We start from the raw sequence: 12,967 nt of genomic DNA on the forward strand, positions 1-12,967 counted from the left end.
GCTCCCTGCGACCCGCACCCGGATCACAACGATCCGGTGACGGTCACTCTCCTCGGGAGACGCGCACCATCTCGTCGCGGGGAACGACCTTGACGCGAGCGCGCTCCTGCGGGGCACCGAGGGACACCTCGTGCTCGTCGAGGCGATGCCAGCCCTCGAGATCGGTCCAGCGCACCCCCCGCTCGCGCAGCAGTGCGGGGATCGCCTCTTCGGACGGGTCCTCCGGGTGCCACCACGACCCCTGGTCGTTGATGATGTGGCGCACCGTCTCCATCGCGTCGGACTTCGTGTGCCCGATGAGACCCACGGGGCCGCGCTTGATCCAGCCGGTCGCGTAGATGCCGGTCATCTGCTGGTTGGAATCCTTCGCCAGCACCTGGCCCTCGCGGTTCGGGATGACGCCGTGCTTCTTGTCGAACGGCACACCCGGAAGCGGCGAACCGAAGTAGCCGATCGCGCGGTAGAGCGCCTGCAGCGGCACCTCGCGCATCTCACCGGTTCCCACGGCTCCGCCCTGGCCGTCCGGCTTCGTGCGCTCGTAGACGAGACCGGCCACCCGACCGGCCTCATCCTTGCGGACCTCCACCGGACGCGCCCAGAAGTGCAGGTGCAGGCGACGGGATGCCGTGCCTCCCGCGTTGTTGACGGACGGGCGCTTGCGCCACGACTGCAGGATGCGGTCGATGACCATGACCTGCTTGTTGCTGGCGACGGCATCCTTCGATGCCTCGTCGTAGTCGAAGTCCTCGTCGTACACGACCATGTCGACGTCGCGGAGCTCGCCGAGCTCTCGCAGTTCGAGCGGCGTGAACTTCACCTGCGCCGGACCGCGACGGCCGAACACGTGGACATCGGTGACCGCGCTGGCCTTGAGACCCTCGTAGACGTTCTCGGGGACCTCGGTGACGAGCAGGTCCTCGGCGTGCTTCGCCAGCATCCGAGCCACGTCGAGCGCGACGTTGCCGTTGCCGAGCACGCCGACCGACGCCGCATCCAGCGGCCACTCGCGCGGCACGTCGGGGTGGCCGTCGAACCAGCTGACGTAGTCCGCCGCGCCGTACGAGGCGACGGCGTCGATGCCGGGGATGTCGAGCGAGGTGTCGCGGATCGCTCCGGTGGCGAAGATCACCGCGTTGTAGTGCTTCTTGAGGTCGTCGAGCGTGATGTCCTCGCCGAAGCGCACGTTGCCGAAGAGGCGGATGTCGCCGCGGTCGAGCACGTCGCGCAGCGCGTTGATGATGCCCTTGATGCGGGGGTGGTCGGGCGCCACGCCGTAGCGCACGAGGCCGTACGGCGCCGGGAGCTGCTCGAAGAGATCGATGGAGACATCGAACTTCCGCTCCGCCTTCAGCAGGATGTCGGCGGCGTAGATGCCGGCGGGGCCCGCTCCGACGATGGCCAGTCTGAGCTTGGTCATAAGGGGTCCTTTCGTATGCCGTCACGTCCGGCGGCGCGGCGTGTCAGCCGCGGCACCTCAGCTGGAGCGTTCGACGAGGGTCTCTGCGAAGCGGGTGAGCGCCTCGCGCACGGTGCCGCGCGGAAGCGGGGCGAGCGCGTCGATCGCATCCTGGGTCCAGGAGTGCGCGAGCGCGAGAGTCTTCTGGGTGCTGGCATGGTCGCGCAGCTCGGTGAGCGGGCCGTCGAGGATCGCCGGGTCCTCACCGTCGGCGATGCGGGCGACACCCTCGTCGATGCGCACGGCCAGGTCGGTCGACGCGTCGTCGCGCTCCGCTTTGAGCAGCAGGTACGGCATGGTCGGCACACCGGCGCGCAGATCGGTGCCGGGGACCTTGCCCGTGTCCTCCGGCTTCGCCGACAGGTCGATCACGTCGTCGAGCAGCTGGAACGCCACGCCGATCTTCTCGCCGTAGACGCGCAGCGGCTCTTCGTACTCTGTCGGCGCGTTGGAGAAGATGACGCCGCCCTGCGTCGCCGCGGCGATCAGCGAGCCGGTCTTGTCGGCGAGCACCTGGATGTAGAACTCGATGGGGTCATCGTCCGGCTGAGCGCCGATCGTCTCGTGCATCTGTCCGAGGACCAGACGCTCGAACGTGTCGGCCTGCAGGCGGATCGCCCGCTCGCCGAGACGGGACATCAGCTGGCTCGCACGCGAGAACAGGATGTCTCCGGTGAGGATCGCGATGTTGTTGCCCCACACCGTCTGCGCCGCCGGGACGCCCCGACGCCGGTCGGCGCCGTCCATGACGTCGTCGTGGTAGAGCGAGCCGAGGTGGGTGATCTCGAGCGCCTTCGCGACGTCGATGACCTGCTCGGTGTTGCCGTCGCCGAGCTGAGCGGCGAGAAGCGTCAGCACGGGCCGGATGCGCTTGCCCCCGGCCTCGTACAGGTAGCGACTCGCGGCGTCGGCCAGCGGATCGGCGACGCGCACGTCGTCGGCGAGGCCGGTCTCGACACGCTCGAGTCCGTCTTCGATCGCCTGCGCGATGCGCCGACCTGCGGTGCCGATGAAGACACGGTCGCTGAAACCGAGACGGCTCGCCAGTCGCGAACCCGGGGCAACGCGGCTCGAAGTCACAGTCTCAGCCTACCGTCGTCGGGGGCACCGGTTCGCCGCGCCGCTCACGCGGCCTTGAAGGCCCGGTGCAGCGCCACGATGCCGAACGAGAGGTTGCGGTACTCGACCTCGGTCCAGCCAGCCTCGCGGATCCAGGCCGCGAGCTTCTTCTGATCCGGCCACTCACGGATGGACTCGTTCAGGTAGTCGTAGGCGTCGCCGTTGGTGCCGGCGACGCGGGCGACGCGCGGCAGCACCTGCGAGTTGTAGAACCGGTAGGCGGTGCGGAACAGTGCACCGGGCGGCGTGGAGAACTCGTTGATGACGAGACGACCGCCCGGCTTGGTGACACGGAGCAGCTCACGCAGCGCCTTCTTCGGGTCGTTCACATTGCGCAGCGCATACGACATGGTGACCGCGTCGAACTCGCCGTCCGCGAAGGGCAGATCGGTCGCGTCCGCCTGCACGAAGGAGAGGTTGCGCATGCTGCCGTGGCGGCGCTTGCCTTCGGCGAGCATGCCGGGCGAGAAGTCGGCGGCGACGACCTCGGCGCCACTGCGGGCGAGGGATGCCGACGACGACGCCGTCCCAGCGCCGAGATCGAGGATCCTCTCCCCGGGCTTCGGCGCGACGGCGCGAGTCGTGGCGGCGCGCCACAGCGCGTCGTTTCCGACGGTCATCGCGGTGTTCGTACGGTCGTAGCCCTTGGCGACCTGGTCGAACATGCCGCTGACGCGGGCGGGGTCCTTGCCGAGGTCGGCGCGGTTTGCTTCGTTCGGGGTCACGAGTCCAGTCTAGGCGCGAGGTGCAGCGCCTCGAGGCGGTCGAGCCACGGATCTGCGGTGGCGTCGTCGAACGGGGCGATCTGAGCGCGCACGCGCTGCTCGAGGTCGAGGGCGAGGTCTTCGAGCCTGCTCATGACGTCTGCGGGATAGGCGTGCTGCGCGCTGTGCTCCGCCCACTCGTCGCGGTCGTCCACCCAGGTGCCGCGCTCGCCCTCGACCCGCACGACGTCGAGGTCCATGTCGATGCCGACCGCGAGCAGCGGATCGTCCGACCAGCGCACGTCCCATCCGAGGTCGATGTAGATCCGCATGCCCTTCGGGTGGTCGCGGTTCACGGTCAGCGCGAAGTCCGTCTGCCTCGGCACGAGGGTCACGTTCGGCCCCGCCGCCACGAAGGACGCTCCGGGGCGGGCGCTGCGCCAGCCCACGGGCTGGCCGATCCAGTCGCCCCACTCATCGGATCCGAGATAGACGCACTCGTGCCGCCAGTGCTCCGAACCGTCCCACTTGCGCCATTGGAAGACCATCTCGGTGCCGGGGGCCGGCCGCGCCTCGTTCATGGACACAGCCTAGGCACCACCTGGGACGTGCCGGATCGCCGACGAACTAGGCTGAAGACGTGAGCAGCAGGCTGGTCGTCGAGACCCGTGAGATCGATCCGATCGAGGATCTCCTGGCCTTCGCCGATCCGGCACGGCCCCTCGCGTGGCTGCGACGGGGAGACGGGATCGTCGCGGTGGGCGACGACGTCGTCGAGACGATCCGTGTGTCAGCGGGTGCCGAGTCGCTCCGTTCGGCGACGATCGCCGCCGCATGGCGCGACCTCACCGACGGCGCCGAGATCGATGACCCACTCGCCCTCCCCGGCACCGGCCTGGTCGCCTTCGGCGCCCTGACGTTCGACGAGTCCTCCGCGTCCGACAGCATCCTGGTCCTGCCCGCGACCGTGATCGGCCGACACCGCGGACGCAGCTGGATCACCCGCATCCGCCGCACGCCCGCAGCCGCAGATGCCGCCACCGTGCCCGAGGTCCGACCCTACGGACCGCACTGGGCAGGCACCGTCGGGCCCGGCGCGCAGAGCCCCCAGGGCTACCAGGATTCGGTCCGCCGCGCGCTCGGACGCATCTCGGACGGCGAGCTGAGCAAGGTCGTGCTCGCCCGCGACCTCACCGGGAGCATTCCGGCCGGCTCCGATCTGCGCCGCCTGGTGCGCGCGCTGTCGACCGGCTACCCCGACACGTGGGCGTTCGCGGTCGACGGACTGATCGGCGCGAGCCCCGAGACGCTCGTGACCGTGCAGCAGCGCACCGTCACGGCCCGCGTCCTCGCCGGCACCATCGGTCGTGGCGCTGATGCGGACGCCGACACCGCGGCATCCGCTCATCTGGCCTCCAGCACCAAGGATCTCGACGAGCACGAGTACGCCGTGCAGAGCGTGCTCGCCTCGCTCCGTCCGCATACGAGGGCGCTCGCGGCGAGCGAGCAGCCGTTCCTGCTGAAGCTGCCGAACCTCTTCCATCTCGCCACCGACGTCGAGGGCGAGTTGGCCGACGGCGGCTCCGCACTCGACCTGATCGGCGCGCTGCATCCGACCGCTGCCGTGGCCGGCACTCCGACCGCAGCGGCCATCGCCGCCATCCGGGAGCTCGAGCCGTTCGACCGAGGACGCTATGCAGGACCGGTCGGCTGGGTCGACGCGGCCGGCAACGGCGAATGGGCGATCGCCCTGCGCTGCGCGCAGTTCTCCCCCGCCGAACACGACGTCGCCGTCACGGCCTACGCGGGCGCGGGGATCGTGGCGGGCTCGGATCCGGAGTCGGAGCTCCTCGAGACACGCGTGAAGTTCCGCCCGCTGGTCGACGCGCTCGCCTGAGTCCCGGCCCCGTCGCGTTCCACTGTCTCGGCGCGACGCGCTCCACTATCGCGGCCCGACGCGCTCCACAACTCCGGAGAACGGTGGAGCAGAGCCGCACGGAGGGGCGTGCAGTCCGGTTCGTGACCGAATCTCCGGAGTTGTGGAGAGCCGACCAACGGGTCAGCTCGCGGCGAGGCGCTTCTTCTCGGCCTCGACGTCGAAGTCGGCGGCCGGCCACTGCGGATCGATCTGCTGCAGCGCGTCGAGCAGCAGCTCCTGCACCGCGAGGCGGGCGTACCACTTGTGATCGGCCGGCACGACGTGCCAGGGCGCCTGAGCAGTCGAGGTCCGCTCGAACGCCGTCTGGTACGCCGCCATGTACTGGTCCCACAGCATCCGCTCGTCGACGTCGCCGGGGTTGAACTTCCAGTGCTTGTCCGGCCGCTCGAGCCGCTCCATCAATCTCGCCTTCTGCTCCTCCGGCGAGATGTGCAGCATCACCTTCACGATCCTCGTCCCCGCGGCTGCGACCTCGGCCTCGAAGGCGTTGATCGCGTCATAACGGCGCTCGATCTCCTCGGCCGACGCCAGCGATCGCACCCGCCCGATCAGCACGTCCTCGTAGTGCGAGCGGTCGAAGACACCGATGAACCCCGGCTCGGGAAGTCGCCGCTCGATCCGCCACAGGAAGTCGTGCCGGCGCTCCCCGTCGGTGGGTGCCTTGAACGCGGTGAGCGCCACGCCCTGCGGGTCGACCCCTCCGACGACGTGACGCACGATGCCGCCCTTGCCTGCGGAGTCCATCGCCTGCAGGATCAGCAGCACCGAGTCCTGGGTGGCCCCGACCCGACTCTCGGCGAAAAGCCGCTCCTGCAGCTCGTTCAGCTCGTCGAGCCCCGTCGCCAGGTCGCGCTTCCCGTCGGCCTTCGCCCCGGAGTACCCGGGGGTGCTCCGCGGGTCCACCTCCGAGAGCTGGAATCCCTCGCCGACCCGGAGAATCTTGGCCCACTCATGCGCTGTCATGCGTTCATCCTGCCACCGCGCACCCCGACGGCGGCAGTGGCGGGATCAGCGGTCGAGCGGAACCTCGATCAGCTGACGGCCGGCGGCGGGCGTCGTCAGCACCTGATCGAGCGCGGTGCGCGTGGTGACGCGGTGGTACTCCCACCCGTAGGCGAGGGCCAGCTGCTCGAGGCGCACGGTGTGCGGCGTGTAGAAGGCGCGGTCGAGGTCGGCCCTCGCCGCGGTCTCCCCGACCTCGAGACCGTCGAAGATCGTGCCGCCGCCGTCGTTGCCGACGACGACCTGGAGCCGCGGCTCCGCCTCGTCCGGCGGCAGCAACAGGGCGCCGATGTCGTGCAGGAAGGCGAGATCGCCGAGCAGCACGCGCGTGACCCCCGGCGCTCCGCCCGCCTGGCTCGCGAGCGCGATGCCCGTCGCCGTGGCGATCGTGCCGTCGATCCCGGCGAGGCCGCGGTTGGCGTGCACCGGCACCTTCTTGCCACCGAGCAGAGCGTCCGCCACACGGACGAGGCGCGAGGAGCCGAACACGAGGCGATCGTGCGGCCAGGTCGCCCGCCATACGGCGTCGACGAGGAGCGCGCGATCCAACGGGCGGCGCACCGCTTCCAGCTCCGCCTTGACGGCGTGGCGACGCGCGGTGACGTCGGTGGAGGAGAGGCCGTCGGTGTCGGGGGCACGCTCGCTGAGATCGACAACCTGCGCGGCCGAGGCCGCCATCCACGCACTCAGCCACTCGCGGTCCGCCGGCCCGGGAGCCACGGAGACGGATGCCGTCGCCGTGGTGCGGCCGTTGAGATTCAGGTCCTCGCCGCCGCGCCGCAGCGCGATCACGTCGACGTCGGTGCGGGCGAGCAGACGGGCCACCTCACGACTCAGTGTCGGGTGGCCGAGCACGACCGCGCGCTCGATCCGACCGCCCAGCTCGTCGTCGGCGAGCAGGGCGCGGTACCCGTGCACGATCCGACGCCCGAACCGCGCACCGCTGACGATCTCGGCGATGAGCGGCCAGGACCCGGCGTGGGCGATCTCCTCGGCATCCGCTCCGGCATCCGCCCCGGCGATGACGACCGTCCGCGGTCCGCGGGAGAGCACGAGCGGCTCGGCGAGGCTCCGGCTGGGGGGCTCGCCGGGAACGAGCGGGAGCACCGGGAGGTCACCGGACAGCGGCTCGCGGGACGGCAGGTTCAGATGCACCGGGCCCTGCACACCGGCGAGGCCGTGAGGCGCGTCCGCTCCCCGCGCGACGGACACCACACGAGCGGCGAGACCGGACCAGTCGCCCTCGCCCGGCACGGGGGCGTCGATCTGCTCCCGCACCCAGAGGGCGAACATCCCTGGCTGAGACGTCGCCTGGTTCGCCCCGACCCCGCGGAGCTCGGGCGGACGATCGGCGGTGAGCAGCAGCAGGGGGACGCCGGAGTGGAAGGCCTCCATGGCGGCGGGGAGGAGGTTCGCCGCAGCCGTGCCCGACGTGCAGAGCACCGCCGCGGGGACTCCCGTCTCCCGCGAGAGCCCGAGGGCGGTGAATCCGGCGACGCGCTCGTCGATGCGCACGTGCAGACGCAGCGCCCCCTCATTCGCCGCGTGCACGGCGGCGAGCGCGAGAGCCTGCGATCGCGACCCCGGTGAGAGCACGAGGTCGCGCACCCCGTGGCCGATGAGGTCTGCGATCAGGGATGCCGCGGCATCCGTCGCCGGGGATGCCGTCACGGACGCGGATCCGGCGTGGTGCCGTCGTGCGTGGTTCCGTCGTCGGTCTCGTCCTCGAGGCGGGCGAGCTCCTCCTCGAGCCGGCGGATGCGGGCATCCTGCTCGCTCTTGCTGATGCTGCGGAGGAACTGGGGGTCGTCGTCGGGAGCGATGAGCCGGATCTCGCCGCTGGAGTCGTTGGCGCGGCGGCGGCCGATCGTGAACCAGAGGATGCCGCCGATGACGGGGATGATGACGACGATGGCGATCCAGGCGGCCTTGGGCACGCCGCGGTGCCGCGTCGCCGGCTGCACCGCGCAGTCGACGATGCTGTACACCCAGAAGATGGCGGCCAGGAAGCCGCCCACGATCAACAGTCTCGCCACCCCTCCAGTGTAGGCGGGCCGGGGAGCTGCGGCTCTGCCGCAGCTTCGTCCTCCCCTCAGACGGAGCGGATTGTTAGACTGCGCGGATCATGCCTGCCCGTCGATTCCTCCGCACGAGCGCGGCGGTGAGCGGATGCTGATCCTCCGGGTCGCCCTCGCTCTCGGTGTCGCGGTGCTGCTCGTGATCGGCGCGTGGTCCACGTCCCACGGCAAGGCCGATGCGCATGCGGCCCTGTGCATCGCTTCGGGATCCTCCGCGACGTCGACCTCCGGCCACCACGACGGCCAGACCTCGGTGGTCGATGCACCCTCGTCCGACACCGGGCTCGCCGTCGTCGCCGCCTTCTGCGGCTTCCTGCTCGCGCTGCTTCTCGTGCGCCTGGGCGGCGGCGCGGCGCTCCTCCGTCTCGAGTCGCCGCAGCGGACCTCCGCTCCACCCCGCGCAGGACCCCGCCGGAGCGTGCCGGCGTTGACGCTCACGCAGCTCTCCCTCTCCCGCACCTGAGTCAGGCACGCCGATCATCGGCGACTCCCGCCGTGCCGCGGCATTCCCCTTCCTGCCTGAACCTCACCGTCGGAGAACTCCATGAAGACCCCTGTCAAGGCGACCCTCGTCGCCATCGCCGTCGCGATCGTGCTCGCGATCGTCGGAATCGTCATCGCCATCACCCAGCAGTCCGCCGACCCGGCCCCTCCTGGGGGAGAACGGCTGCAGACCGTCCGCACCGACTCGCACGTCCTCGACGACGGAGGGACGGATGCGGTCACCGTCGTCGAGTTCCTCGATTTCGAGTGCGAGGCATGCGGCGCCTTCTACCCCCTCGTCGAAGACCTGCGGAGCCGATACGCCGGTGACATCACGTACGTGGTGCGCTACTTCCCGCTTCCTGGACACGTGAACTCGACCCAGGCCGCTCTTGCGGCGGAAGCCGCAGCCCAGCAGGACAGGTTCGAGGACATGTACCACCTGCTGTTCGAGACGCAGGGCGAGTGGGGCGAGCAGTCGGAGGAGACGCCGGAGGTGTTCCGCGACCTCGCCGCGTCGCTCGGGCTCGACCTCGCCGCCTACGACGCGGCCGTCGCCGACCCCGCGACGCTCGAGCGCATCCAGGCCGACAAGAGCGACGGCGAGACGCTGGGCGTCCGCAGCACCCCGAGCTTCTTCATCGACGGCGAGCCGGTGGTTCTCGAGGCCTGGGGCGATCTCGAGATCGCGATCGAGAAGGCCGTGAGCGAGCGCGGCGTGAACGACTGAGAGTCAGCCGGCGGCGGCCACCACGCCGTCCACACCCTCATCTACGGCCGAACCCGCCGCAGCGAACGGGTCGATCCCCCGAGCGACCAGCGCCTCCTGATATGCCAGGCTCTTGCCGCGGATCACCTCACGACAGGCGATCAGCGTCTCGATCTGCGCGTCGAGCGAGCGCTCGTGGGCACGCAGCAGAGCGAGCCTGTCCGCCTCGTTCCCGCTGCCGGCACGGACGAGCGCGGCATAGTCGCGCAGCACCGCGATCGGCGCCCCGGACTCGCGCAGCCGCCCGAGCAGCGCGAGCCAGGCGAGCGAGTCGTGGGCGTACTCCCGGCGTCCACCGGGCGTGCGCGGCACGTCGCGAGGGAAGAGTCCCTCGGACTCGTACCACCGCAGCGTGTGGACCGAGACGCCGGCCAGCCGGGCGAGTTCGCCGATGCTGTAGGTGCGTGCGGTGTCGATCGGTTCGTCCATCCGTGGCCTCCTTGACTTCGAGTGCACTCTAGATCGTACGGTCGAATCATGACAGCTCCTCTCGACATGACCGCCCGTCAGCAGCCGCTCGCGTCACCGTTCGGCTACCGCTCCACCGCCGCCGAGGTGATCGCGAATACGGACCTCGCAGGCAGGACCGCGATCGTCACCGGCGGATACTCCGGTCTCGGCCTCGAGACGGTGCGAGCGCTGGCGGATGCCGGCGTGCACGTCATCGTCCCGGCCCGTCGTCAGGAGGTGGCGCAGCAGGCTCTGGCGGGGATCGCCGACGTCGAGGTCAGGGCCGCCGACCTCGGCGACCTCGACTCCGTCGCGGCGTTCACGCGATCCGTGCGGGACGACGGTCGGCCGATCGACCTGGTCCTCAACGTCGCCGGGATCATGGCCACTCCGTTCGCGCACACCGCTCAGGGGTTCGAGTCCCAGTTCGGCACCAACCATCTCGGCCACTTCGCGCTCGTCGGCGGGATCGCCGACCTGCTGTCCGACGGCGCGCGGGTGATCTCCTACTCCTCAGGCGGTCACTTCCGCTCGCCGGTGCTCTTCGACGACATCGGCTTCGCCACGACGCCGTACGACCCCTGGGTCGCGTACGGGCAGTCGAAGACCGCCAACGCCCTGTTCGCGGTCGGGCTTGCGCGGCGGGGAGCGGAACGCGGCATCCTCGCGTTCTCCGTGCATCCCGGGGGGATCATGACCGAGCTGCAGCGGCATGTCCCCCGGGAGGAGCTGCTCTCGCGCGGCTGGATCGACGAGGACGGCACCCCGAACCCGCGCTTCAAGACACCGGCCGAGGGTGCGTCGACCGGTCTCTGGGCGGCGACGGCCGCCGAGCTCGTGCCCCGCAGCGGTGCGTACTGCGAGGACTGCTCGATCAAGGGGATCGTCCCGCCCGAGCACAGCGACATGACCACCGGAGGGGTGAAGGAGTGGGCGATCGATCCCGAGGCCGCGGAGCGGCTCTGGGCGCTGTCGGTCACGGCCACCGGAGTCGACGGGTTCTGAGGCGTCCGCTGGGCGCAGCGCCGCTCAGTCCCGGCCGAGACGGAGGATGCGGTCGTCCCCCTCGGCGGGACTGCCCCGCCCGTCGGTGTTGTTCGTGAGGATCCAGAACGTGCCACCGGCACCGACGACGACGTCTCGGAGTCGTCCGAACTCCCCCGTGAACTGCTCCGTGCTCGCGGTGAGGTCGTCGAGCGGCACGATGCGCAGGCGCTCGCCGCGCAGGTTCGCGATCACGATGTCGGACCCGGTCACCGCCATGCCACTCGGACTCGCTGCGTCCGGCCGCCACTGCTGCACGGGATCGATGAACGCGCTGTCCTCGGCGATGCCCTCCACTGCGGGCCAGCCGTAGTCGCCACCGGGTTCGATGACGTTGAGCTCGTCCCAGGTGTCCTGTCCGAACTCCGTCGCGAACATCCTGCCCTCCGCATCCCAGGCGATGCCCTGCGGATTGCGATGCCCGTAGCTGTAGACGGGTGACCCCTCGAACGGGTTGTCGTCGGGGATCCCGCCCGTGGGAGTGAGCCGGAGGATCTTCCCGCCGAGTGAATCGAGGTCCTGCGCGCTCTCCCGGTCTCCGGCATCGCCGGTGGTGATGAACAGCATCCCGTCGGGCCCGAAGGCGATCCGACCCCCGTTGTGGTTCCCGGCGGCGGGGATGCCGTCGATCACGGTGGTGGCGGAGCCGAGCGACAGTCCCCCGGCGGCTCCGAGCAGCGGTCTGCGCTCCACCCGGTTCTCGCTTCCGGCGGTGGAGTACGAGTACACTTCCCCGTCGTGCACGGCGAGTCCGAGGAGACCGCCCTCGCCTCCCGGCGTGACGCCGTCGATGATCCCCACCTCCCGCGTCTCGCCATCCTCGGCGACCTCGAGCACGCGGGCGCTGTCGCGCTCGCTGACGAGAGCCACACCGTCGTGGAAAGCGATCGACCACGGCACGTCGAGGCCCTCGACGAACGACTCAGGCGCCGGCACTGATGTGGCGGTCGGCTCGGTGGAGCACGAGGCCAGAGCCATCAGGGCGAGGACGGATGCCGCGGCGAGGACCGCGCGACGAGGCGGACGAGCGGCGGCGAACGAGCGAGCGAGCGGCATACGTCCATCCAACGCCGGATCGCCGTCGAGCGACAGCGCTGCTGCGGCGAGCGCGGAGGATCGCCGTCGAGACAGGCCGTATCGGCGCGGCGCCGCGAGGTGGACAATACCGATATGAGCGACGGCTCTTCGCTGGAGCACCCCACCCCCGGACGTGGGCAGCCCCCGGCATCCGATGACGAGAGCACACCGCCACCGAGCGAATCGGATGCGGCGCTCGGGCGGCGCGCCCAGCTGCTCGCGACCGAGCACTGGGGCCTGCTCGCCGCCCGCAGCACGGCGCAGAGCGAAGTGCTGTCGCGGATCACGATCTTCCTCACCCTGGTCTCCGCAGGTCTCGTGACGATCGGGCTCCTGGGGCAGGCGTCCGACTTCCGCGGATGGTTCGGCGGCGCCTCACTCGCGATCCTCGCCTTTCTCTCCCTCATCGGCTTCATGACCCAGGTGCGGGTGATGAACGTCTCGGAGGAGGACATGATGTACGTCGTCGCGATGAACCGCATCCGCGGCGCGTACGTCGACCTGGATCCGGTCGTGGAGGAGGTGTTCCTCGCGTCGCCGTTCGACGACGAACCGGGCATGAAGCGGACGTACTCCTTCCTGCGACCGCGCGGCGTGAGCATCCTGCTCGGCAGCTCGGTGATGCTGCTGATCGTCGTGAACGCGTGCGTCGTGGGTCTGCTCGTCGGGTCGGCGATCATCGCCGGTGGGGGAGATTTCGCGGCCGCGGTCACCTTCGGCTCGATCGCGGGCGTGCTGCTCGCGGCCGGCTTCATGACCTTCGGGGGTGTGGGCTTCCGCTGGGCGTGGAATCATCACGTGCCCCGGCGCAGCACGCCGGAAGGCGCCCGCCGGTCACTACGCTGA

14 protein-coding genes are annotated in these 12,967 nt (G+C 70.4%); 5 read left to right on the forward strand and 9 right to left on the reverse strand.

Features of this window, described 5'->3' with window-relative positions; genetic code table 11:
* Positions 1 to 43 precede the first annotated feature (43 nt).
* Genes ACESK8_RS04510 through ACESK8_RS04525 form a run of 4 tightly spaced genes read right to left on the reverse strand, consistent with a single transcriptional unit; the run spans position 44 to position 3,860 of the window.
* Positions 44 to 1,417 (reverse strand): FAD-dependent oxidoreductase, encoded by a 1,374-nt coding sequence (locus ACESK8_RS04510; RefSeq protein WP_372967469.1) that lies wholly within the window; start codon positions 1,415 to 1,417, stop codon positions 44 to 46.
* A 57-nt stretch (positions 1,418 to 1,474) separates the two neighbouring features.
* Complete coding sequence (locus ACESK8_RS04515) at positions 1,475 to 2,536, reverse strand: polyprenyl synthetase family protein (protein WP_372967470.1); 1,062 nt, start codon at positions 2,534 to 2,536, stop codon at positions 1,475 to 1,477.
* Positions 2,537 to 2,580: 44 nt separating this feature from the next.
* The gene (locus ACESK8_RS04520; protein WP_372967471.1) at positions 2,581 to 3,300 is read right to left on the reverse strand and encodes a class I SAM-dependent methyltransferase; all 720 of its coding nucleotides are present in this window, start codon (positions 3,298 to 3,300) and stop codon (positions 2,581 to 2,583) included.
* Entirely contained in the window at positions 3,297 to 3,860 is a 564-nt protein-coding gene (locus ACESK8_RS04525) for a hypothetical protein (RefSeq protein ID WP_372967472.1), read from the reverse strand. Before ACESK8_RS04525 ends, ACESK8_RS04520 begins: the two co-directional genes overlap by 4 nt.
* A gap of 59 nt (positions 3,861 to 3,919) precedes the next feature.
* Between ACESK8_RS04525 and ACESK8_RS04530 the strand changes: the two genes are divergently transcribed.
* Positions 3,920 to 5,176 (forward strand): isochorismate synthase MenF, encoded by a 1,257-nt coding sequence (locus ACESK8_RS04530; RefSeq protein ID WP_372967473.1) that lies wholly within the window; start codon positions 3,920 to 3,922, stop codon positions 5,174 to 5,176.
* Positions 5,177 to 5,338: 162 nt separating this feature from the next.
* On the opposite strand, the gene ACESK8_RS04535 is transcribed toward ACESK8_RS04530, so the two are convergent.
* Genes ACESK8_RS04535 through ACESK8_RS04545 form a run of 3 tightly spaced genes read right to left on the reverse strand, consistent with a single transcriptional unit; the run spans position 5,339 to position 8,256 of the window.
* Entirely contained in the window at positions 5,339 to 6,181 is an 843-nt protein-coding gene (locus tag ACESK8_RS04535; RefSeq protein ID WP_372967474.1) for a polyphosphate kinase 2 family protein, read from the reverse strand.
* Positions 6,182 to 6,226: 45 nt separating this feature from the next.
* Entirely contained in the window at positions 6,227 to 7,891 is a 1,665-nt protein-coding gene (gene menD / locus ACESK8_RS04540; protein WP_372967475.1) for a 2-succinyl-5-enolpyruvyl-6-hydroxy-3-cyclohexene-1-carboxylic-acid synthase, read from the reverse strand.
* Positions 7,888 to 8,256, reverse strand: a complete 369-nt coding sequence (locus ACESK8_RS04545; RefSeq protein ID WP_060927254.1) for a PLDc N-terminal domain-containing protein — start codon at positions 8,254 to 8,256, stop codon at positions 7,888 to 7,890. Before ACESK8_RS04545 ends, menD begins: the two co-directional genes overlap by 4 nt.
* Before the next feature lie 133 nt (positions 8,257 to 8,389).
* Between ACESK8_RS04545 and ACESK8_RS04550 the strand changes: the two genes are divergently transcribed.
* Together ACESK8_RS04550 and ACESK8_RS04555 are read left to right on the forward strand one after the other, a co-directional pair.
* Positions 8,390 to 8,761, forward strand: a complete 372-nt coding sequence (locus tag ACESK8_RS04550) for a hypothetical protein (protein WP_372967476.1) — start codon at positions 8,390 to 8,392, stop codon at positions 8,759 to 8,761.
* A gap of 81 nt (positions 8,762 to 8,842) precedes the next feature.
* Positions 8,843 to 9,511, forward strand: coding sequence for a DsbA family protein (locus tag ACESK8_RS04555; RefSeq protein WP_372967477.1), 669 nt, complete (start codon positions 8,843 to 8,845; stop codon positions 9,509 to 9,511).
* Between the two features lie 3 nt (positions 9,512 to 9,514).
* Here the strand turns inward: ACESK8_RS04555 and ACESK8_RS04560 are convergent, their stop codons facing one another.
* Positions 9,515 to 9,979, reverse strand: a complete 465-nt coding sequence (locus ACESK8_RS04560) for a MerR family transcriptional regulator (RefSeq protein WP_372967478.1) — start codon at positions 9,977 to 9,979, stop codon at positions 9,515 to 9,517.
* A gap of 48 nt (positions 9,980 to 10,027) precedes the next feature.
* Between ACESK8_RS04560 and ACESK8_RS04565 the strand changes: the two genes are divergently transcribed.
* Entirely contained in the window at positions 10,028 to 11,005 is a 978-nt protein-coding gene (locus ACESK8_RS04565; protein ID WP_372967479.1) for an oxidoreductase, read from the forward strand.
* A 24-nt stretch (positions 11,006 to 11,029) separates the two neighbouring features.
* On the opposite strand, the gene ACESK8_RS04570 is transcribed toward ACESK8_RS04565, so the two are convergent.
* Complete coding sequence (locus ACESK8_RS04570) at positions 11,030 to 12,100, reverse strand: sorbosone dehydrogenase family protein (protein WP_372967480.1); 1,071 nt, start codon at positions 12,098 to 12,100, stop codon at positions 11,030 to 11,032.
* 114 nt (positions 12,101 to 12,214) lie between these two features.
* Between ACESK8_RS04570 and ACESK8_RS04575 the strand changes: the two genes are divergently transcribed.
* A complete protein-coding gene (locus ACESK8_RS04575; RefSeq protein WP_372967481.1) occupies positions 12,215 to 12,967 on the forward strand; it encodes a hypothetical protein in 753 nt (250 codons plus the stop codon).

Origin of the sequence: Microbacterium sp., from assembly GCF_041641055.1 — a bacterium.
GTDB lineage: Bacteria > Actinomycetota > Actinomycetes > Actinomycetales > Microbacteriaceae > Microbacterium.